Origin of the sequence: Streptomyces sp. NPDC021115 (genome assembly GCF_044333065.1) — a bacterium.
Lineage (GTDB): Bacteria > Actinomycetota > Actinomycetes > Streptomycetales > Streptomycetaceae > Streptomyces.
The window spans coordinates 1-22,925 of sequence record NZ_JBIRQF010000019.1 but is presented as its reverse complement, the minus strand read 5'-3'; the positions used below and the strand labels follow the sequence as shown (position 1 = coordinate 22,925).

The window sequence follows — 22,925 nt, the reverse complement described above, 5'->3', positions numbered from 1 at the left end:
AAGCACGTTATCAACGGGCACTGACAGCACACCTAGACGTTCACCGGGCCACCGCCGCGCAGTAGTCCTCGTCGGTGGCGAGGAGGTGGCGATGGGTGTCCTCGGCGGTGATGACGCCGTCGTCGAGGACGAGGACCCGGTCGGCGGCGTCCAGGAGGGCCGGGCTGCTGGTGATCACAACGGTGGTGCGGTCCCGGCGCAGCTTCGCGAGGTTGCGCGCGATGAGCTGCTCGGTGACCGCGTCGACGGCCGTCGTCGGGTCGTGCAGCACCAGGACATCGGTGTCGGCGGCGAGGGCGCGGGCCAGGGACAGCCGCTGGCGCTGGCCCCCGGAGAGGTTGGCGCCGCGGTCGCGGACACCGTAGTCGAGCCCCTCGCGATGAAGGGCGACGACATCGGTCAGCATGGACGCCTCGACGGCCTCGGGCACCGTCCGGCTGGTGCCCGACGGGTCGATGTTCGTCCGGAGGGTGCCCGCGAAGATCTCCCCGTCGTACGGGTTGACCAGCAGGTACGCGCGGACCGCCTCGACCGGCAGGCCCTCCAGCTCCTGCCCGCCGACGCGCACCGCTCCCTCGTACACGTCGGGCGGGACGTTCACGGCCAGGACCGACGCCAGGTCGGCCGCCGCGCGCGGCTGGTACGGGGCGATGGCCACGAACTCACCTGCCGCCACCCGCAACTTCAGCCCGCGCAGGGTCCCGTACCGGACGCCGTCGACCTCCAGGTCCCCGCCGGTGGCCGGGTGTCCCGCCCCCGGGGTCGTGACCGGTGGCGCGGCCAGCACCAGCGCCATCCGCTCGGCCGACGCGCGCGCCATCATCACGTACTTCGGCATCTCCGAGAACAGCTTGAGCGGTTCCATGATGAACTGCGCGAGCCCCACGGCCATGACGAGTTCCCCGATGGTGATCCGGCCGCTCCACGCCAGCGAACCCGCCGTCAGGGTCACGGCGACGGCGAGGACCGCGTTGAGGGCCAGGGCGGTGCCCGCGTACACGCCGTTCACCTTGGCCACGGTGATGGCCTGGTGCTTCGCCTCCGTACTGACGGCGCGGTAGGACCCGAACGCCGCGTGGTTGCCGCCGAAGCCGTGCAGCGGGCGCAGGCCGGTGATCAGGTCGGCGACCTTCGCGCCCGCCCGCGCCACCCGGGCCTGCTGTTCGCGGGTGCTGGAGCCGATCCGCTTGGACAGCACGCTCAAGGCCGACAGGATCGCCACGGTCCCCACGATGACCAGCAGGCCGAGCCGGATGTCGGCCAGGCCCAGCGCGACCGCAGCGACCAGCACCGCGACCATGGAGCTGATCAGCAGCGGCACCACCTCGATGATGTCGGCGGTCTGGTCGGCGTCCTCGGTGGCGATGGTCAGCACCTCGCCGGACTTGAGGTCCACGTCCCGGGCCACCGGCTGGAGTCCACAGGCGGCGACCTTGACCCGCCAGCGGTGTGCTTCGGTCGTGTTGGCCTTCTGCAAGATACGCATCCCGAAGCGCCACGACAGCGACACCGTCGTGATGATCACCGCCAATGCGGCGATCGACAGTCCGAGCGCGCCGAGGCTCCGGTCCCGCATCGTGTGTTCCACGATCAGGCCGAGCGCGATGGGAAAGGCCGTCTCACCCGCCTGGTACAGGCCCATGAGGGCGGTGCCCCCCGCCATGGCGCCGGTGTTGCGGCGCAGCGCGGTACGGAGGATGTCGGACCCCGGTCGGGGCCGCTGCGTGTCAGAAGTCGTCATCGGGGATCCGGGCAGTCGAGGTGGCGGGCAATCGCTTCGGGGGTGCGCAGGGTGAACAGGTCCCGGATGGTGATCACGGGACCGTACTCTCGGCGGAGCAGCCCGATCAGCCGCACCGCCAGCATGGAGTGTCCTCCGAGGGACACGAAGTCGCTCACCGCGCTCACCTCGTCGTCGTCCAGGTCCAGTGCCTCGGCGAAGTACTCGCACACCACCGTCTCGGTTTCGGTGGCGGGCCCCCGCTCCCCCGCCGTGGTCAGGGCGCCCAGCGGCTTGGCCTCCGGCAGCGCCTTGGTGTCGGCCTTCCCGTTCACCGTCAGCGGGATGCTGTCGACCCGGGCGTAGTGCGTCGGGCGCAGGAAGTCCGGCAGCCCGGCGCCCACGTCGGCGGCCACCGTCGCCAGCTCCGCCCCCTCCAGCACCAGATAGGCGGCGAGCCGGTACGCGCCGTCGACCTGCGGGTCGGGCTGGGCGACCGCGGCGGCGAACCGCACCGCCGGATGTGCCGCGAACACGGCCTCGACCTCGCCCAGTTCGACCCGGTGTCCCCGGATCTTGACCTGCTGGTCGGTACGGCCCAGGTACATCAGGTTGCCGTCGGGCCTGCGGACCACCAGGTCCCCGGTGCGGTACATGCGCGCGCCGGGTGCGCCGAACGGGCAGGCCACGAAGCGGTGGGCGGTCTGGGCGGGCTGCCCGAGATAGCCGCGCGCGATGCCGACGCCCGAGACGTACAGCTCACCGGGGACGCCGTCGGGCAGTGGCCGCAGCCATGGGTCCAGTACGTACACATCGGTGTTGTCGATGGCCACGCCCACCACCGGGTCCTGGCATTCGAAGGTGCCGACGCCGAGGGTGTTGATGGTGTATTCGGTGGGGCCGTAGAGGTTGTAGCCGACCGTCCCCCCGGTTTCGGCGAGCCGCCGCCACAGCGTCGGGGTGACGGCCTCGCCACCCAGCAGCACCAGTGCTGGCCTCCGTGCCGGGTTGTCGAGCAGGCCCTCGGCCACCAGCTGCTGCGCGTAGGTCGGGGTCACGTTGATGACGTCGATGCCGTGCTCCAGGCAGTACGCGACCAGCCTGGGCGCGTCGCGGCGCAACTCCTCGTCACAGATGTGCACTTCATGGCCGTCGGCGAGCCACAGCAGCTCCTCCCAGGACATGTCGAAGGCGAACGACACGGTGTGCGCGATCCGGAAGGTGCGATGGCCGTGCTCCGCGAGCACCGGTTCGAAGATCCGGCGCTGGTGGTTGATCAGCATGTTGGTGAGCCCGGCGTACTCGGTCACCACGCCCTTGGGCTTCCCGGTCGATCCGGAGGTGTAGATGGTGTACGCGGGGTGCCGCAGCCGGTCCGGATCGTCCGGTGCGAACGTGGCGTACGGCTCGGCCTCGGGCAGCGGGCGGTCCAGCTCGATGAGGTCCCCGCTGAGCCGGGTCAGCCGGGGCGACACGGCGCTCACGGTGAGGATCACCTCGGGGCGGGCGTCCGCGACGATCGCGGCGATCCGCTCGTCCGGGTGGTCCAGCTCCAGCGGTACGTACGCGGCGCCGACGCGCAGCACGGCGAACAGCGCCACGATCGAGTCGAGCGAGCGCGGAATCGCGAGGCCCACGGTCGCCTCGGGGCCGATGCCACGCTCGGCGAGCACACCGGCCACCGCGCGGCTGCGGTCCCGCAGCTCGGCGAAGGTCATGGCCGAGCCGTGGGCGACGAGCGCCACCCGTCGCGGGTCGCGCTCGGCCGCCTGGTCGAACCGGTCCACCACGGTGTCCGTGCCGATGTCCGTACGCTCGCTCTGCGCGGGCTCGGGGCCCAGTCCGCGCAGCGCGCCGACCGGCCCGGTCGAGCGGGCCACGTCGTCGAGCACGCACAGATAGTCGTCCAGGAGACGTCGGGCGTTGCCGGTGTCCTTGTCGCGGTACTCCAGTTTGATCCTCAGCCGGTCGCCGGGGCTGACGACCCAGGTGAAGGGATAGTGGGTGGAGTCATCGGCCGTGACCGAGGTGATGCCGTGCCGGGCGTTCATCTCGGCGAACGCGTCCATGTCCAGGAAGTTCTGGAGCACGAACAGGTTGTCGAACAGGTTGTCGTGCCCGCTGGCCCGCTGGATCTCGCCGAGCCCCAGGTGCTCGTGGTCCATCGCCGCGACCCTGGCCGCCTGGACGTCCGACAGATACGCGCCGACCGTGTCCTCCGGCCGGGCCCGCGTCCACATCGGCACGGTGTTGAGCAGCACGCCGACGATGCCGTCCAGGCCCTCGCCCTCCCGGCCGGAGACGGTCACGCCGAACACGGCGTCGCTACGACCCGTATGGGCGCCCAGCAGCAGGCCGAACGCGCCGGTCAGCACCGAGTTCAGCGTGACGCCGTGTGTTCTGGCCGCATCGCGCAGCAGCTCCGACAGCTCGGCGGACAGCGTGTGCACGAGGGTGCGCGGCAGGTCGTCGGTGAGGGACGGCGCCGGTCCGGCGAGCAGCGTCGGGCCGGGGAGACCGGCCAGGTGCTCCGCCCAGAAGCGCTCCGATACGGCGGGGTCCCTGGTGGCCAGCGCCCGCGCGTGGTCCTCGAAGCTCGGGCTGATCGGGGCCGGTGCGGACAACTCGCCCGCGAGGACGGCCCGGTAGGCGTCGAACAGCTCCCGCAGCACGATCTCGCGGGACCAGCCGTCCCACAGCAGCAGGTGGTAACTGAGCAGCAGCCCGTCGCGGTCGTCGGGCAGGCGCACCACGGTCAGCCGGATCAGCGGCGGCTCCCCCGGGTCGAAGCCGGTGTCGCGGTCCCGGGCGCGGAAGGCGTCGACCTCCGCATCCGTCGACAGGGCGACCGTACGGACATCGACCCGCCGTCCGGCTTTGAGGACCTGGACCGGGTTGCCGTCGTCGTCGGTGGCGAAACCGGCGCCCACGACCGGGTACCGCCCGATCACATACGCCATCGCCTCGGCCAGCGCGTCGGTGTCCAGGCGCCGGTCGAAGGTGAACCAGCTCTGCGCCACGTAGTGTCCGGCCGCGCCCGCCAGCTGCGCCTGGAAGAACAGGCCGCGCTGGAGCGGGGTGACCGGTGCCGTGCGCTCGGCCGTCGCGGAGGCGTGCGCGAGGTGTTCCAGCGCGCTGCGCCAGTGCTCGATGATCTCGTCCGAGATGCCTTCGGCGAGGATGAAGTCCGTGTGCAGACTGCCGGTGGCCGCGTCGGTCCAGGCGTTGACCTCGACGCCGTACGGGCTGCCCTGGTCGCCGCCGGTGAGGCGCGGCGCCTGGGATTCGCCGCCCCGGCCGAGGTAGTTGAACAGCACCTGGGGGCGGGCCTTCAGCAGCGGGGCCGTCTGCGGGTTGAGGTATCTGAGCTGGCCGTAGGCGACGTGCCCGCGCTCGTCCGGCTGGCGTTCGGCCACCTCGTACGCCGCCACGACGGGGTCGGTGTGCGCGCTGAGCCGTACGGGCGCGATGGCGGTGAACCAGCCGACCGTGCGGGTGTAGTCGTGGTGGTCCCGCGCCGGGACCCGGCCGTGCCGCTCCAGCTCGATCGCGAGATCGGTGGGCGACGGCTGGATACGGGTCAGCGCGGTACGCAGCGCGCCGCACAGCAACTCGGTGAGACCGACACCGAGTGCGGCGGGCGCGGTACGTGTCACCTGGTCGCTCACCTCGGGCGGGAGCACGACCGTGGCCTCGCGCAACTCCCCTATGACGGGCAGTAGTTCGGGCGCCTGGAGCGTGCTGATCCAGTGGCCGAGGTCGTCGATCGCATGGGTGGCCCCGGAGGCCAGCGCATCGGCGTACTCGGCGTACGGCGTGGTCGGTGGCGGCAGGGGTTCCCCGCGCAGGGCGGTGGCCAGGTCGTCCAGCAGGATCAGCCAGGACACCGCGTCGACGGCGAGGTGGTGCGCGGTGACCACCAGGGTCCGGCTCGACTCCCGCCAGGAGAGCGCGACCACGTCCCCGGAGATGGGAGCGAGCCGTCCGGCGGCGTCGTTCGCCACGGCGGTCGTGTCGGTGGTGTCCGTGGCCATGACGGTGACCGCGCGGGCGGGTTCGGTGCGCAGGGCCCATACGCCGTGTTCGACGCGCAGCCGCAGCCGCAGGGCCGGGTGCGCGGCCACCACGGCGTTCGCGGCGCGCTGGACGTCGGCAAGCCCGGTGCCCTCGGGGGCCAGCACCGTTCTGGCCTGGGCGAACCGGGTGAGCGATCCGCCCAGTTCGCGCTGGCGCAGGATGATCGGCGTCGGTGTCAGCGGGCCGTCCTCGGGGAGGGTCGGCACCGGGGCTTCGGGCTGCGGGCGGGTACCCAGGTGCTCGGCGAGCGCGCGCGGTGTCCGGTACAGGAACACATCACGTGGCACGATCGGCAGGCCGAGCGCCCTGGCCCGGTTGATGACGGCGATGGCGACGATGCTGTCGCCCCCGGCCCGGAAGAAGTCGGTGTCACCGCCCACGGCGGATTCGGGCAGCGTCTCGGCGAAGATGCCGATCAGCGCGGCGAGCGCGTCGTCGTTCGCCGCCACCGGGGTGTCGGGGGCCTGTGCGGCGGCGCGCTCGGTCAGGGCCTTGCGGTCCAGCTTGCCGTTGACCGTCAGCGGGAGGGCGTCGACCGGCAGCACCCGGCCGGGCACCATGTGCGCGGGCAGCTTCGCGGACAGCAGGGCGGTGAAGTCGCCGGGCACCCGGCCCACGACGTGCGCCACCAGGTGGTCGCCGCCGTCCGCCACGGTGACGGCCACGTCGACCACGCCGTCGAGTTCCCTGATCGCGGTCTCCACCTCGCTGGGCTCGATGCGGAAGCCCTTGAGCTGGACCTGGTCGTCGGCGCGGCCGGTGAACACCAGCTCACCGTCGAGGGTGCGGAGGGCGAGGTCACCCGTGTGGTACATCCGGGAGCCGTCGCCCGCGAACGGATCCGCCACGAACCGCCCCGCGGTGAGCCCCGGCCTGCCCAGATAGCCCAGCGACACCTGGTCGCCCGCGACATAGATGGCGCCCACCCGGCCCGGTGGCACCGGCCGGAGCCGGTCATCGAGCAGATACGTGACCAGACCGGGGATCGGACCGCCGATCGGGCTGGCCTCGTCACCGGCGCCGAAGTCCTCGTCGGTCAGCACCCGGTGGGTGACATGGACGGTGGTCTCGGTGATGCCGTACATGTTGACCAGCTCGGGCGATCCGGTGCCGTGCCGCTCGACCCAGCCGCGCAGTCGCCCGAGGTCCAGCGCCTCGCCGCCGAAGATGATCCGGCGCAGTGCGGCCAGTGGCTCACCGGCGTGCCGGTCGGCCTCGATGAACTGGTAGAACGCCGACGGGGTCTGGTTGAGCACGGTCACTCCGCGCTCGCGGACCAGCCGGTGGAAGTCGACCGGCGAGCGGGTCAGCCCGTACTCCGGCACCAGCAGCTCACCACCGTGCGCGAGCGCGCCCCACAGCTCCCACACCGCGAAGTCGAAGGAGAAGGAGTGGAACTGGACCCAGACGTCGTCCGGGCCGAAGCCCATGTCGGGCCGGGTGTTCGCGAGCAGCGACACCACGCTGGAGTGCGGTACGACGACGCCCTTGGGCCTACCGGTCGATCCGGAGGTGTAGATCACATACGCGGGATCGTGCCAACTCATCTCGGCAGCAGGCTCGTTGGGTGCAGCTGGCTCGTCCCCCTGCACCAGCACACGCGCCGGTACGTCCGCCCGGGCCAGCAGCCGGGTGAAGCGGTCGCGCTGCTCCCGGTCCACGAGCACGACCTGCGGGGCGGCGTCGGTGAGGATGTACTCCAGCCGTTCGTCCGGATACGCCAGGTCCAGCGGTACGTACGCGCCACCCGCGCCGACGATCGCCACTAGCGCGACCACCTGCTCGACGGAGCGCGGGACGGCGACCGCGACCCGCTTGCCCGGTCCCACCCCGGCCGAGCGAAGGGTCGATGCCAACTCGTCCTTGGCAGAAGCCAGTTCGCCGTAGGTCAATGACCGGGTGCCGCCGTCGAGGCCGCACTGGGTGACGGCGGTGGCGGCCGGGTCGCGGTGTGCGGCGGCGTCGAACAGCGCGCCCAGGGTCGTCGGGGTGACCGGCGACGCGGGACGCCTGGCATCGTTCGGGACCAGCTCGCCGACCAGGGCGTCCGGCCGGGTGAGCAGGCCGCTGAGGGCCCGGGTGAACGTGTGCAGGATCGACCGGGCGGTCGCCTCCCGCAGCAGTTCGCCGTCGTAGATCAGGTTGAAGCGCGGGCGCCCGTCGGGCGCGCGCTCGACCACCAGCGTCAACGGGTAGTGCGGGGCGCCCTCGTTGACGATGCCACTGATGCCCAGCGTGTCGCCGGGCCGTCGCAGAGCGCCCACATCGGTCGCCACGTCGAACACCACCAGGGTGTCGAACAGCGTGCCCGCACCGGCCTGGCGGCCGATCCGCGCCAGCGAGACATGCTGGTGCGACAGCACCGTGCTCTGGTGGTCCCGCACCGAGGCGAGCAGATCACGCGCCGTGGTGGCCTCCGTCCATCGAGCGCGCACGGGGATGGTGTTGATGAACAGGCCCACCATGTCCTCGATGCCGGGCACCTCCATGTCCCGCCCGGACACCGTGGAGCCGAACACCACATCGCCGCCGCGCAGAATGCCTGCCAGCGTCACCGCCCAGGCGCTGTGCACGGCCACGCTGAGCGGCACACCGGCCGTACGGGCCACCGCGTCGATGTCGTCATCGGCCACCACCGCGGTCTCGGCGAACCGGTCGGACGGGGTGTGCCCCTCGGCGACCAGCGAGGGTCCGGGCAGCCCGGCGAGCTGATCGCGCCATACCCGGTCGCTCTCGTCGGCGTCGCGCTCGGCGAGGCGGCGTACGTAGTCGGGGAAGCCGCCGAGCGGGTGGATGGTGCCGGGCGCGCGGTACTCGGCGAGCAGCGCGCGGAGCATCGGCGGCACCGACCAGCCGTCGGCGATGATGTGGTGCACGGTCTGCACCAGCACGTTCCGGCCGGGGCCCCCGCGGATGAGCGTGTACCGCATCAGTGGGCCGGTGGCCAGGTCGAACCCGGCGCGGCGGTCCCGCTCGGCCAGGGCGCGGATCTCGTCGTCGGTGATGCCGGGGCGGTCCAGCGTGGTGAAGGGCGCCTCCACACCGCTCTCCAGCACGGAGACCACGCGGCCGTCGCCGAGGGCCGTGAACCGCGCGGTCAGGTTCGGGTACAGCGTGAGCAGCCGGGTGGCGGCGGCAGCGAGCCGGTCGGCGTCCACCTCGCCGTCGAGCGTCAGCAGCTGCTGCTCGACGTACGCGCCCGCCGAGTCGTCGTCGTAGACCGAGTGGAAGTACAGGCCCTCTTGCAACGGGGTCAGCGGCAGGATGTCGCGCAGCTCCGGGCCGTCGAGGGCGTCGACGTCGGCCTGGGTCAGCGGCACCGGGGCGAAGTCGCTGGGAGAGTGGCCGCCCCCGTCGAGCGCCGCCAGGCCGGTCAGGGCCTGATGGAAGTACGCGCCGAGCGTCGCGATGTCCTGGTCGGTGAACATCCCGTCGGGCCAGGAGATGGTGGTGGTCAGTTCGTAGGCGCCGGTCACTGCGGGTTCGGCGATCGCGTTGAACTCCAGGGCGCGCGGCAGGCGCATCCTCGGATCGCGCTTCTCTCCCAACTGACCTGTCTTAACAGCGAGTTGCCAGTCGTCGGCCGTGCCCGCGCCGAACCGGCCCAGGTAGTTGAACAGCACCTGCGGTGCTGGCGCGTCGAACTCGACGCCGTTGAGATACCGCAGGACGCCGTAGGAAAGTCCGTTGCCCGGCACTCGGGCGAGGTCTTCCTTGACCGCCTTGAGCGCGGCGGTCAGATACCCGGGCGCGGTGAAATCGGCTGCCGCACCGGGGTCCACGGTCACCGGGAACAGGGTGGTGAACCAGCCCACCGTCCGCGACAGCTCCGGTTCAAAACCGGCCGCCTCCGCCACGAACCGTCCTTCGCGGCCATGGCCCTCCAGTTCGATGTGCGCGAACGTCTGCTCCTGCCCGAGGTCGCGGCGCCATCGGGCGAGGGTGACGGCGAGCGCGGTCAGCAGCACATCGTTGACTCCGGCGTGGAACGCCGCGGGAATCCCGCCCAGCAACGCGGCCGTGACATCGGAGCCGACCGAGACGGTGCGCACCCGTTCCCGCGCGACGGTGTCCGCCTCGGACAGCGCGCGCCTGCCCACGGGCCCGTCCGCTCCCGGCAGGGGACGCCGGTAGTACGCGCGGTCCGCGTCGAACGCGGCCTGCCCCAGCAGCTGCGTCCAGCGCCGGAACGACGTGCCCACCGGGGGCAGCGCGATCGGCTCGCCCGCGGCGTACTGCCGCCACGCCATGGCCAAGTCGTCCATCAGGACGCGCCAGGACACTCCGTCGATCACCACATGGTGGACGACCACGACCAGTTGCCCGGCTTCACGTCGCCGGACGGCGCGCAGCATCACACCGCCCGCCGGGTCGAGCCCGTCGGTGGCGAGCGCGACGCATACGTCGAGCGGCAGGTCGCTTTCCTGCCACCGGGCGACAGCACGGGCCGCCTCGGGGATGTCGAAGCTCCAGCGGTCGCCGCGCACCAGCCTGGCGCGCAGCATGTCGTGGCGCTCGACCACGGCGGTGAGGATCGCGTCGAGGGCGTCGGCGGTCAGGTCCGCGGGGGTGTTCAGGACGACCGACTGCACGAAGCCGTCGATCGTGTCGGTGGTCTCGCCGAGCCACCGCACGATGGGCGATCCCTCGACGGTGCCGGTGGCGACATCGCCGTGGTCCACGGTGGCGGTGTCCTCGGCGAGCGCCACCGCCGCCAGCGCCCCCACCGTGCTGTTGGTGAAGATGTGCCGCGCGGTGAGGTGCAGGCCCGCGTCGCGCGCCGCGCTCAGCAGCGAGATGGCCAGCAGGCTGTCCCCGCCGAGCTGGAAGAAGTCCTGGTCGACACCGACCTCGTCCAGCCGCAGCACCTTCGCCACCGCCGCGCACAGCACGCGCTCGTTCTCGGTGGCGGGTGGAACGAGTGAGCCCCCGGCGACCACGGGTTCCGGCAGCGCGCGGCGGTCGAGCTTGCCGTTCGCGGTGAGCGGGAACTCCTTCATCACCACGATGTGGGCGGGCACCATGTACTCCACCATGTTGCCGGTGGCCCACGCCCTGACCTCGTCCGCGCTCAAGTCCTCGCGCCCGGCGGCCGGGATCACGTACCCCACCAGATAGGTGCCGCCCGCCGCGTTCTGCTTCGCCACCACGCAGGTGTGCCGTACGCCGGGGTGCTCCGCGAGACCGACCTCGACGTCCTCGATCTCCAGCCGCATCCCGCGGATCTTGATCTGGTTGTCTGCCCGGCCGAGGAAGTCCAGCGATCCGTCCGGGGCGAATCGCGCGAGGTCGCCGGTGCGGTAGAGCCGGGACCCGTCCGCCGCGAAGGGGTTCGCCACGAACCGGGACGCCGTCAGGCCGGGGGCGTTGATGTATCCGCGGCCCAGGAGGAATCCGCCCACGTACAGTTCGCCGCCGACCCCGACCGGGACCGGGCGCAGTTCGTCGTCCAGTACGTACAGCTGGGTGTTGGGGTTGGCCTTGCCGATCGAGGTCGACAGGCGTTCCGCCGCGCCCCGGTAGATGACGTGCGAGACGCCGATCGTCGTCTCGGCCGGGCCGTAGCCGTGGTACAGCGGGATGTCGAGCCGGGTGCGGAACCGCTCGTACAGCTCCGGGGTCAGCACCTCGCCGCCGCACCACACATGGCGCAGGCTGTCCAGCCGCCCGGTGTCGCCCGCCATCTCCAGCAGCACGTCCAGCATGGACGACACCAGATAGGTGAAGGTGACGCGCTGTTCGGCGATGACGCTCAGCAGATGGTGCGGGTCGCGTTCGCCGCCGGGCCGCAGGACCACCAGCCTGCCGCCGTGCACCAGTGGCAGGAAGATCTCGTTGATGGAGATGTCGAAGGACAGCGGCGCCTTGAACAGCGAGGCGTCGTCGTGGCCGAAGCCCAGGATCTCGTTGCCCTGCCACAGCAGGCGCTCGCTGATGGCCTCGTGGCGGATCATCGCGCCCTTGGGCCGCCCGGTGGAGCCGGACGTGAAGATGACGTACGCCAGGGCATCGCCGGGGACGGTGACCCCGGTGTCCTCCGCCGGATAGGCGCCATATTGCCAGTCGCCGAGGTCGACGGCCATGGCGTCCGGCTCCCCCGGTTCGTGCTCGCCCGAGGCGTTCAGCTGTGCCACGACCCCGGCGTCGTCGATGACGACGGCGCGGCGCGCGGCGGGCCACTGCGGGTCGAGCGGCACGAACGCGCATCCCGCCCGGAGCACGCCGAGCAGCCCGATCACCATCTCGGCGGAGCGGCCGAGGGAGATGCCGACGACCTGTTCGGGGCGGAGTCCGCGGTCGAGGAGGTGGTGGGCCAGCTGGGCGGACAGTTCGGCCGCCGCACGGTAGGTCAGCGAGCGGTGCTCGTCGACGATGGCGACGGCGTCCGGCCGGGTCCGCGCCTGTTCGAGGAACATCTCCACGATGGTCGGGCGGACCCGGTCGGCGTGGGTGTCGTTCCACTGGGCCAGGGTGTCGAGCCTCGCCGCCACGCTGGACGGGCCGATGGTGCCGAGGGGCCGGTCCGGGAAGTCGGCCAGGTCGTCCAGCGCGAGCTGCGCGTCGGCCGGTGCTACTCCGTCGGGGAAGGTGATGCTGTGGCCTTCGGCGCCGACCTCCCAACCGCCCTGCGTAGAGCCGCCGTTGTCGGCCCACGCCAGGACATCGGCGAACAGCGTGGCGGGGGTGAGGTCGATGCCGTCGGGGCAGCGGCCCGTCGCCCAGTACGACAGCCCGATGGCGCACGCCGCGGCGATGGTCCGATCGCAGAAGTCACCGGTCCGCCTGCGTACGTCGGCAAGGCGCGCGGGAGAAAGCAGTACGCGACGAGCACTCGGTTCCCTCATCGAAGACTCAGCCATCGAAGACTCAGCATTCCTTCCACGTCATGACAACCTCACCTGAATCCGGGGCCGGTGGCCGGGGCCGGTGGCCGGGGCCGGTGGCCGGGGGTCCTAGCTGCCCTCGCGCCAGGCGCGCCACAACCGCGCGTACCGGCCGCCCAGCGCCACCAGCTCCTCGTGGGTCCCCTGCTCCACCACGCGTCCCGCGTCCAGCACGGCGATCCGGTCAGCCGCCATCGCCTGGGTGAGCCGGTGTGCCACGAACAGCGTGGTCCGGCCCGCGCACGCGGCCAGCACGGCCCGCTCCAGTTCGGCGGCGCCCTCGCTGCCCGCCTCCGCGGTCGACTCGTCGAGCACCACCACCGGGGACCGGCGCAGCACCAGCCGGGCCAGGGCGATCTGGGCCACCTTGGTGACGTCCAGACGCTCGCCGCCCTCGCCGACCAGGGTGTTCAGCTCGTCGGGCAGCGCCTCGACCCACCCGTGGGCGCCGACCGTGCGCAGCGCGTCCATCAGCTCGGCGTCGGTCGCCTCCGGCGCGGCCAGCCGCAGATCGTCGGCGAGCGAACCGGAGAACACATGAGTGTCCTGCGTCAGGATGCTCACCAACGCCCGCGCCCCGGCCTCGTCCAGACCGGCGAGGTCGGTCGGCCCGATGTGCACCGATCCGGCCTGCGGTGTGCCGATGCCCGCGATCAGCGCGGCCAGGGTCGTCTTGCCCGCGCCCGTGGCGCCCACCAGCGCGAGCGATCCCCCGGCCGGGATCGTCAGGCTGACGTCCCGGAGGACGGGCTCCTCGGCGTCGGGGTAGCGGTACGTCAGCCCCCGTACCGTCACCGGGTACGGCACGGCGTCCGGCGGCGCCACGGCCGCGTCGCCCACCAGCCGGTCCTCCGCTGCCTCCCCCAGCACCCCGACCAAGCGGGTCAGGCTCGCGCCCGACTTCTGTGCCTCGTCGAAGGTGAACATGATGGAGCCCAGCGGGGTGAACAGCCGGTGGAACATCAACGGTGCCGACGACACGTCGCCCAGGGTGGCGGCATCGGCCTCCAGCAGGGCGTACCCCACCACGATGATCAGGGTCAGCCCGATGAACTCGGCGCGGTTCTCCCTGCCGACGAACCGGCCGAAGAACCGGAACACCTCGATACCGAGATCGCGCACCCGCCACGACTCGCTCGTGACCTTCTCGCGGAAGGCGCCCTCAAGGCGGTACGCCCGGACCGTGTCGATCCCGTTCAGACCGCTGATCAGCGCCTGTGCGCGGTCGGCCTGGGCCATCCGCTGCTTCTGGTAGAGCGGGGCGGACCGGGGGAGGTACCAGCGCAGGGCCAGCGCGTAGGCGGGCAGCGCACCGGCGCCCGCCAGGCCGAGCCGCCAGTCGAGGCCGAACATGCCGACCGTGGCGATGAGGACCAGCACGCCCGCCGAGAACACCGTGGGGACGGCCGTGCGGATGCCCTTGGACAGCACGGCCACATCGTCACCGACGCGGGAGAGCACATCGCCCCGGCCGACCTGCTCGATCCGTGCGCTCGGCATCCCCAGCACCGCGCGGACGGCACCTTCCCGCAGCCGCGCGAGCAGATCCGCGCCCAGCCGCCCGATGAGGTACGTCGACACCGCGGTGGCCGCCGCGCCGAGCAGTGCGGCGCCCCCCATCAGCACCCCGACCGTGACCAGCGCCGAACGCGGTTCGCCCTCGACCACTCCGTCGACCACGCGGCCGAGCAGCAGCACCGGGAGCACCTGGAGCGCCGCCCCGGCCACCGTGGTGAGCACGGTGGCGGCCGTCAGCCAGGGCACCGCGCGGCAGTGTGCCGCGACCCATCGGGTGGCCACCCGTCCGGTGGCCGTGCGCAGGGTGGCCGGGATGGTACGCGCGTCGGTGACGCTCACCCCTGACCGGCCGACTTGACCAGCTGGTCGATCGCGTACGGCAGGGACAGCAGGGTGCTCTGCGACATGGCCGCGCCGACGGCCGGGCCCTCGCTGTCCAGCAGGTACGACACCTTGCCCTGCTTCACGGCGTCCAGGTTGGTGAACAGCTTGAACTTCTTCAGCGCCTGCTGGTCGGCCTCGTCGTTGACGACGAAGATGCGGTCGACGTCGACCAGGTCGACGCGCTCGGGCGAGAGGACGGTGTAGAACTGCCCGTCAGCGACCTTGTCGATCTTGGTCTGATAGCCGAAGCCTATGCCCGTCACCAGCCGTCCGCGCACATCGATGGAGGTGAACGGCGCCACCGAGTTCTTGTACCAGGACAGCGCGACGGCGGTCTGGTTCGCGAACTTCGGATGCGCCTCCTTGGCCGCGCCGAGCTTGTCCTGGATGCCCCGCACCAGTTCGGTGCCCTCGTCCTCCTTGCCCAGCGCCTTGGCGATCTGCACCGCGTTGTCCTGCCACGGGGCGCTGAACGGCTCCTTCTCGCCCTTGGTGCGGCCCACGGTCGGGGCGATCTTGGAGAGCTTGTCGTAGGCGGCCTTGTCGATCTCGGAGTAGACCGCCACGATCAGGTCCGGCCGCAGGGAGGCGATCTTCTCGTAGTCGGGTCCCGAGTCGCCGTTCTTCATGACGACCTCGGGCCGGGTGCCGCCCCACTTGTCCTTCACCCAGGGCCACTGGGTGTTGATGTCGGGCTCCTTGCCCGAGGGGTTCGGGTACTGGTCGACCATGCCGACCGGCTTGACGCCGAGCGCCAGCATGGCCTGGTCGTCGGTGTATCCGACGGAGACGACCCGCTGGGGCGCCTGGCTGATCTTCGTGGATCCGAACGCGTGCTCCACGGTGACCGGGAAGGCGCCGGACGCGGCGGCCGGGGCGTCGTCGCTCGTCGTGTCCGACGAGTCGGAACCACATCCCGCGAGGAGGCCGACGCCGAGGGCCGCGGCGGAGAGCACCGCCGCTAACCGCCGCCAGGGCGTCATACGCGTCGTTCTCTGGAGGAGCATCCGGAATCCCTTTGCTGTCGCGCCGTCCGTTACGCCCCCGTCACAGGGCAGGCAAACCTTATCCCGAGTAAGTGAGGCTAGCCTAGCCTTACTTGACACAATTCCTCAGTCGGGCCGGACATGGGTACGGCCGATCGGTACGATGAGCGGCCGGTCACCCACCGGGTCGTCGACCACCGCGGCACGCAGCCCGAACGCCTCGTCCAGCAGCTCGGCGGTGATCACATCGCGCGGGTGCCCCTGCGCCAGGATCGAACCCGCCCGCATCACGACGAGGTTGTCGCTGTACCGCGTGGCCAGGTTGAGGTCGTGCAGCACCATCACCACCGTGCGGCCCGACTCGTGCAGGTCGTCCACCAGGTCGAGCACGTCGATGGCGTGCGCCAGATCCAGATAGGTGGTCGGCTCGTCGAGGAGCAGCAGATCGGTGCCCTGGGCCAGGGCCATCGAGATCCAGACGCGCTGGCGCTGCCCGCCGGACAGCGAGTCGACCGGGCGGTCGGCCAGATCCGCCACCCCCGTCATGGCCAGCGCTCGCTCCACGACACCGGCGTCGTCCGATGACCACTGCCGCAGCCAGCTCTGGTGCGGATGGCGCCCCCTGGCGACCAGATCGGCCACCGTCAGCCCCTCCGGAGCGACCGGCGCCTGTGGCAGCAGGCCCAGCTTCTTCGCCACGTCCCTGGTCCGGAGCGTGACAATGTCCTCGCCGTCCAGCACGACGCTCCCCCTGGACGGTTTGAGCAGTCGGGTCAGGGTGCGCAGCAGGGTGGATTTCCCACAGCCGTTGGGGCCGATGATCGTGGTGATCACGCCCGGCGGGATCACCACGTCCAGGCCGTCGATGACGTTCCGTCCGCCGTACCCGACCGTGATGTCCCTGGCCGCCAGCCGCGAAGGGCCCTGAGCCCCTGACTCGGTGTCGGTCTCGGTGCCGGTGATGCACTCGGCGCTCACGCGTCCCCCTGTATTCAGGATTGCCAATGTCTTGCCCCCTACCTGAGGTTCGCCCGCACCAGCAGATAGACCAGGAAGGGGCCGCCGATCGCGGCAGTCACCACGCCGACCGGGAGCGTGATCGGCAGCGCCGTACGCGCCACCAGATCCGCACCGATCAGCAGCAGCGCGCCCACCATGCCGGAGGCCGCCATCGGCGGCGTCGGACACCTCGCCAGACGCATCGCCACCTGCGGCGCCACCAGCGCGACGAACGGGACCGGGCCCGCCGCGCTCACCGCCACACCGGCCAGCAGCACCGCGCACAGCAGCAGGACGGCCCGCACCATCGAGTACCGCACGCCCAGGCCCGCGGCGACCTCGTCGCCCAGGTGCATCGGCTTGAACTGGAACGCGACGCAGGACACGACCACCAGGAGGACGAGGGTGCACCACAGCGCCGTACGGACCTCGCCCCACGACCGGTTGTCCAGCGAACCCACCAGCCACGCCTGCGCCCGCGCCACGTCCTTGATGTCGGCCGTGGCCAGCAGCCATGTCGTGATGGCCTGCATCACGGCGCTCACCGAGATGCCGATGAGGATGAGCCGGAAGCCGTCGATCCCGCGCCGCCACGCGAGGAAGTACACCAGCAGCCCGGTGGCCAGACCACCGACGAGCGCCGCCGCGGACAGGCCCACGGCGCCGACGACCGCCGCGGTGGCCCCGCCCGACACCGTCACCAGGAACACCGAGACCGCGCCCGCGCCCGCGGTGATCCCCAGAATGTCCGGGCTGGCCAGCGGATTGCGCGCGACGGACTGCGTGATCGCCCCGGACACCCCGAGTGCGATCCCCACCACGATCCCGGCCAGGGCGCGTGGCATCCGCAGATCCATGATCACGAACTGGTCGACCCGCTCGCCCTCGCCGAAAACCGTGGCGATCACCCGGGACAGTCCGATGGGGAACTCCCCCACCCCGATGGACACGCAGAACACCAAAAAGGTCGCCGCCGCCAGCAGCAGCGTGGTGCAGACGAGCCAGGGCCGCCACACGAACGACACCTGACCGAGCCGCACACCCGGCGCGACCACCGATCGCTTCACATCTGTTCCGCTCATGTGTCCTTGAACTTTCCGCGCCACACCAGAACCGCGAAGAACGGGGCGCCCAGGAGGGCCACGACCACACCCGCGTCCAGCTCGCCCGGCCGCACCACCAAGCGCCCCACGATGTCGCACACCAGGAGCACGACGGCCCCGAGCAGACCCGCGTACGGCACCAGCCAGCGATAGTCAGGACCGGTCAGATACCGGGCCACATGGGCCACCATCAGCCCGAGGAACGCGATGGGGCCGCAGGCCGCCGTCGCCGCGCCCGCCAGCAGGGTGATGGCGACGATGCCGACGGTCCGGCTCAGCGCGATGTTCACGCCGAGCCCCCGCGCCATGTCATCCCCCAGGTTGAGCAGGTTGACGGCGGGCAGCGTGGTCAGGGCCAGCACCAGACCGACCGCGATGAACACGGTCACCGGCCAGATGACGCCGAATCCGACACCGGCCACGGAGCCCGCGTTCCAGAACCGCAGCGCGTTCAGCGACTTCTGGTCCGCCAGCGCGACCGCCGAGGTCATCGCCGCCAGGAACACCGTGATCCCCTGCCCGGCCAGGGCGAGCGTCAGCGGATTGCCCGCGCCGCGGCCGATGCTCGCCAGCCCGAACACGACGACCCCGGCGACCGCCGCCCCCAGGAAGCCGAACCAGACGTACTGGAACGGGTCGGCGAACCCGAACACGGCGACCACCGACACCACCGCGAACGAGGCACCGGAGTTCACCCCCAGCAGTCCCGTGTCGGCGATGGGATTGCGCGTATGCCCCTGGATCAGCGCACCGCTCACCCCCAGGGCGACACCCGCCACGATCGCGAGCACCGTCCGGGGCACCCGCACGGTCCGCACGATGAGCCTGATCTCGGTGAGCCGCTGGTCGGGGTCCGGCCCGGCGAACAGCCCGTGCCACACCTCGGCGGGACTCAACGCGCGCGCGCCGACGGCCAGCGACACCGCGCCCGCGGCGACGAGGACCAGCAGGAGCGCGCCCAGCCCCACCCCCCGCCGGCGGCCCATCCGCGCGGGAACCCCGGCCACGGGGCGTTCGATTGTGGTTGTGCCCATCTCTTTCGTACGCCATCCCCTACCGCGCGGTGCTGCCGACTCCGTCGGCGACCCGCCTGGCCTCGCCGGAAGCGGAGGTGACGCCGCGGTCGAGGAGCGAGTCCAGGATCTCGCCGACCCTGATGGCGGTGTTGGACAGCAGGGACGAGGTGATGCCGTGGGTGTGCTCCGTGCCGCCCTGGAGATAGATGCCGCAGCGCAGACCGGGTTCGGTCGCGATGCGGTAGTCGCGCTCGACGCGCACACGGCCCTCGTCGTCACGGAGGCAGCGGTCGGCGACCTCGCCGAGGAGGCCGATGGGGTCGACGGGGCTGTAGCCGGTGGCGAACACCACCACGTCCGCGTCGAGCGGCGTCTCCTCGCCGGTGACCAGGGAGGTCACAGTGGCGCGGACCTGGGAGGGTGTTTCCTTCACATCGGTGAGCCGGGACACGTTGAGGAAGCGCAGCCGCTCGGCGCCGAGGACCTTCTCCTGGTACATCTGCCGGTACAGGTCGTCGATCAGGTCGATGTCCACCACGGAGTAGTTGGTGTTGCCGTGGTAGTCCATCAGCCGGCGCTTGACGTCCTGGGGCGCGGCGAAGTAGTCGTCGACGGCCGAGGGATCGAAGATCCGGTTGGCGAAGCCGCTGTCGTCGGCGGGGCTGTAGCCGTAGCGGGAGAAGACCGCGCAAACCTCGGCCCCGGGGAAGCGCCGGTGCAGGTAGGCGACGTTTTCGGCGGCGCTCTGTCCGGCGCCCACGACGATGAACCGGGAGGGCGAGGTGCCCTCCAGCCCGTCGGCCTTCGCGAGCAGTTCGGAGGTGTGCCAGACGCGGTCGCCTCGCTCCACGCCCTCCGGCATGAGGGGGCGCAGCCCGGTGCCGATGACGAGGTTGCGGGCCCGGTGGACCTCAAGGCCCTCCTCCGACCGGACCGTCACGTCCACGTGCTCCACGGCCCCGTCGCGGACGACGGGCGCGACGCCGACGACCTCGTGGCCGTAGGAGACCATGTCCCCGACCTTGGCCGCGGCCCACTCGAAGTAGTCGTGGAACTCCACCCGCAGCGGGAAGAGGTTCTTGTGGTTGATGAAGTCGATCAGCCGTCCCCTGCTCTGCAGATAGCAGAGGAAGCTGAACTCACTGGCCGGGTTCCGCAGCGTCACCAGGTCCTTGAGGAAGGACACCTGCATGGTGGCGTCGTCGATGAGCATGCCACGGTGCCAGCCGAAGCGCGGCTGCTGCTCGAAGAAGTGCGCGCTGATCGCCACGTGTCCGCCGACACGTGCGTTGTGCTCGCTGAGCGCGATCGCCATGGCCACATTGGACGGCCCGAAGCCGATGCCAATGAGGTCGTGGACCGGTAAGTCGCGGACCGGCAATGCGTCACCAGGAAAATCCCGTGACATGTCACTCCCATCGTGCGGGGCAATCGCCTGTGCGGCGTGCGGAGGGTGCGAAGGGTGGGCACGCCGACGGAGCGACACGCCAACAACTTAGGCGAGCCTAAGCTAAACCCGTGGGGCTGTCGATAGGTCACCACAGGGGAATCACGTGCCCACTCGCCGCCAACTGAGGGACTTCAACGACCCGTTGCAAGATAAGGTAAGCCTTGCTTTACTGACCCCGGTCATCCCCTGCGACGAGGAGGAACCCCCATGCGGGTCGTCATGTTCGGTTACCAGACCTGGGGGCACCGCACCCTGCAAGCCCTCCTGGACTCCGAACACGACGTCTTACTGGTCGTGACCCACCCCAAGAGCGAGCACGCGTACGAGAAGATCTGGAGCGACTCCGTCGCCGACCTCGCCGAGGAACACGGCGTCCCGGTGCTGATCCGCAACCGCCCGGACGACGACGAGCTGTTCGCGCGCCTCAAGGAGGCCGACCCGGACATCATCGTGGCGAACAACTGGCGGACCTGGATCCCCCCGCGCATCTTCGGCCTGCCGCGCCACGGCACGCTGAACGTCCATGACTCGCTGCTGCCGAAGTACGCCGGGTTCTCCCCGCTGATCTGGGCCCTGATCAACGGGGAGTCCGAGGTGGGCGTCACCGCGCACATGATGAACGACGAACTCGACGCCGGAGACATCGTCCGGCAGGAGGCGGTTCCGGTCGGGCCGAGGGACACCGCCACCGACCTCTTCCACAAGACCGTCGGCCTCATCGCCCCGGTCACGATCGGCGCGCTCGACCTCATCGCCACCGGACGGACGGAGTTCACCAAGCAGGACCGGTCACAGGCGAGCTTCTTCCACAAGCGGTCCGCCGAGGACATCCGCATCGACTGGACCTGGCCCGCCGAAGACCTCGAACGCCTGGTCCGCGCCCAGTCCGAGCCGTACCCCAGCGCCTACGCCTTCCACCGCGGCAAGCGCCTCGAGATCCTGGCCGCGTTCGTGTCCGAGGCCCGGTATGGCGGCACACCCGGGCGCATCTTCTACCGCGAGGGCGACGGCGTGGTGATCGTCGCCGGAGCCGACGCCCGCACCGGCCGCAACCACGGCCTGGCCGTCACGCGCGTACGCACCGAGGACGGCCACGAGATGGCCGCCACCGAGTACTTCACCTCCATGGGCGGCTATCTGACCAGCCGCCCATGAGCCCTTCCGGGCACTTCGGGAGGGGTCCCGGGACCGCCGGGTTACAAACTCCGGGCAGCAACCCCTCGAAAGAACCGGAGGTTCCCCTGATGAACACGGGCATGCGGCGGCGCGCCGCGACGACGGCCGCGACGCTGACCATGTCGGGCGCACTGGGAGTCGGCGTGATGACGCCGATGGCGTACGGGGCCGGTCACGGGCCCTGCTACGACGGGCGGTGCACCATCACCGTGTCGAAGCCCCGGAGCATCGCGGTCAACAGCCACACGTTCGGGTTCGGGAAGCTGAAGGTCACGCACATCAGCTCCCGGACCGTGAAGTTCTCTGCCACCAGCGGCGGCATCAGCCTGAGCGGCAGCACCAGCCCGGGCGGCACCGTCAAGCTCAACAACCTGAAGATCTGGGTGAAGTCGGCATCCGGCCACAAGGCCAAGCTGGCCCTGTTCCCCACCCGGTAAGAGGTCCCCGACGGGCCGTGGCCCCGTACCCGCTGCTCGCGGGTACGGGGCCGCTGTGCCACGTAAGGGGGTGGCTCAGAGGTCGGCCGCGGCGCTGCGCAGGTTCTTGGCGGCCAGGGCCAGGCCCTCGGTCTGCGAGTAGGCGGCGTCCTCGTGCTCGATGTTCACGGCCATGTCCGGGTCGACCTCCGCGAGGGCGCGCAGGAACTCGGTCCAGTAGGCGTTGTCGTGTCCGATGCCGACGGCGACGAACTTCCACGCCGGGTTCTCCGGCCAGGCGTTGCACCAGAAGCCGTAGCCGGTGGGCACCTTGCCGGGGGCGTCGGCGGGCACGCGGGTGAACGAGGAGTCCAGTACGCCGCGGATGTCGGCGCCGGGGCACATCATCGCGTCCTTCGCCGCGGCGTGGAACACCAGCGGGCCGAGCCACTTGATGGAGGCCACGATGTCCATGCCCTGCCACATCAGGTGCGAGGGGTCCATCTCCGCGCCGACGTTGGTGGCGCCGGTCTCGTCGACCAGCCGCTTCAGGGTGACCGGGGAGAACACCAGGTTGTGCGGGTGCATCTCGACGGCGACCCGGACGTCGTTCTCCCGGGCCAGCGCGTCGATCTCCTTCCAGAACTCGACGGCCACGCCCCACTGGTAGTCCAGGACGTCCATGTAGACGCCGTCCCACGGGTTCACGACCCAGGAGGGGTACTTGGCGTCGGGGTCGGAGCCCGGTGTGCCGGACATGGTCACCACGTGCTTCACCCCGAGCAGCCCCGCGAGCCGGATGGTGCGGCGCAGGTCGTCGGCGTGTTTCGGGCCGACCCCGGGGAGCGGGTTGAGGGGGTTGCCGTTGCAGTTGAGGCCGGTCAGCTCCACGCCGCGGTCGGCGAAGGTGGCCAGGTACTCCTCACGCGCGGTGGCCGAGGACAGCAGCAGGTCGACCGGGCAGTGCGGGGCGGGGATGAAGCCACCGGTGTTGACCTCCACGGAGGTCAGCCCGTTCTCCTTGAGGATGTCGAGGGCCTCGGTGAGGGTGCGGTCGTGCAGACAGGCGGTGTAGGCGCCGAGCTTGAGAGCCATGAGGTGTCCCTAAGAATGTTGGCGGTCCGGGAGGACCGGGTGTGGCTGATGAGGTGTTGCCGTTGATGGCTCAGGGAGAATGGCCGCCCGGTCCTCCGGGA

The 22,925-nt window shown here is 71.0% G+C and carries 11 protein-coding genes; 2 read left to right on the top strand and 9 right to left on the bottom strand.

Annotated features, from left to right (window positions below; all coding sequences use genetic code 11):
- Positions 1–40: 40 nt before the first annotated feature.
- The 8 genes from ACH4TL_RS36755 to ACH4TL_RS36720 form a co-directional block, all read right to left on the bottom strand.
- Positions 41–1,741 carry an ABC transporter ATP-binding protein gene (locus ACH4TL_RS36755; protein WP_398327800.1) on the bottom strand — a complete coding sequence of 567 codons (1,701 nt, stop codon included), beginning with the start codon at positions 1,739–1,741 and terminating at the stop codon, positions 41–43.
- Positions 1,738–12,642, bottom strand: coding sequence for an amino acid adenylation domain-containing protein (locus tag ACH4TL_RS36750; RefSeq protein ID WP_398328107.1), 10,905 nt, complete (start codon positions 12,640–12,642; stop codon positions 1,738–1,740). The genes ACH4TL_RS36755 and ACH4TL_RS36750 overlap by 4 nt, the downstream gene beginning before the upstream one ends.
- 108 nt (positions 12,643–12,750) lie before the next feature.
- The gene (locus tag ACH4TL_RS36745) at positions 12,751–14,538 is read right to left on the bottom strand and encodes an ABC transporter ATP-binding protein (RefSeq protein ID WP_398327797.1); all 1,788 of its coding nucleotides are present in this window, start codon (positions 14,536–14,538) and stop codon (positions 12,751–12,753) included.
- Positions 14,535–15,590 (bottom strand): iron-siderophore ABC transporter substrate-binding protein, encoded by a 1,056-nt coding sequence (locus ACH4TL_RS36740; protein ID WP_398327794.1) that lies wholly within the window; start codon positions 15,588–15,590, stop codon positions 14,535–14,537. The genes ACH4TL_RS36745 and ACH4TL_RS36740 overlap by 4 nt, the downstream gene beginning before the upstream one ends.
- A gap of 105 nt (positions 15,591–15,695) precedes the next feature.
- Positions 15,696–16,547, bottom strand: coding sequence for an ABC transporter ATP-binding protein (locus ACH4TL_RS36735; protein ID WP_398327791.1), 852 nt, complete (start codon positions 16,545–16,547; stop codon positions 15,696–15,698).
- Positions 16,548–16,585: 38 nt separating this feature from the next.
- On the bottom strand, positions 16,586–17,650 hold the full coding sequence (locus tag ACH4TL_RS36730; protein WP_398327788.1) for a FecCD family ABC transporter permease: 1,065 nt from the start codon (positions 17,648–17,650) through the stop codon (positions 16,586–16,588).
- Positions 17,647–18,705 carry a FecCD family ABC transporter permease gene (locus tag ACH4TL_RS36725; protein ID WP_398327785.1) on the bottom strand — a complete coding sequence of 353 codons (1,059 nt, stop codon included), beginning with the start codon at positions 18,703–18,705 and terminating at the stop codon, positions 17,647–17,649. The genes ACH4TL_RS36730 and ACH4TL_RS36725 overlap by 4 nt, the downstream gene beginning before the upstream one ends.
- 19 nt (positions 18,706–18,724) lie before the next feature.
- A complete protein-coding gene (locus ACH4TL_RS36720; protein WP_398327782.1) occupies positions 18,725–20,095 on the bottom strand; it encodes a lysine N(6)-hydroxylase/L-ornithine N(5)-oxygenase family protein in 1,371 nt (456 codons plus the stop codon).
- 249 nt (positions 20,096–20,344) lie between these two features.
- On the opposite strand from ACH4TL_RS36720, the gene ACH4TL_RS36715 reads away from it, so the two are divergent.
- Together ACH4TL_RS36715 and ACH4TL_RS36710 are read left to right on the top strand one after the other, a co-directional pair.
- On the top strand, positions 20,345–21,292 hold the full coding sequence (locus tag ACH4TL_RS36715) for a methionyl-tRNA formyltransferase (RefSeq protein ID WP_398327779.1): 948 nt from the start codon (positions 20,345–20,347) through the stop codon (positions 21,290–21,292).
- Between the two features lie 89 nt (positions 21,293–21,381).
- Positions 21,382–21,750: a hypothetical protein gene (locus ACH4TL_RS36710; RefSeq protein WP_398327776.1), complete on the top strand. Its 369-nt coding sequence runs from the start codon at positions 21,382–21,384 to the stop codon at positions 21,748–21,750.
- Positions 21,751–21,825: 75 nt separating this feature from the next.
- Here ACH4TL_RS36710 and ACH4TL_RS36705 read toward each other — a convergent pair whose 3' ends face one another.
- Entirely contained in the window at positions 21,826–22,824 is a 999-nt protein-coding gene (locus ACH4TL_RS36705; RefSeq protein ID WP_398327773.1) for a sugar phosphate isomerase/epimerase family protein, read from the bottom strand.
- Positions 22,825–22,925 lie beyond the last annotated feature (101 nt).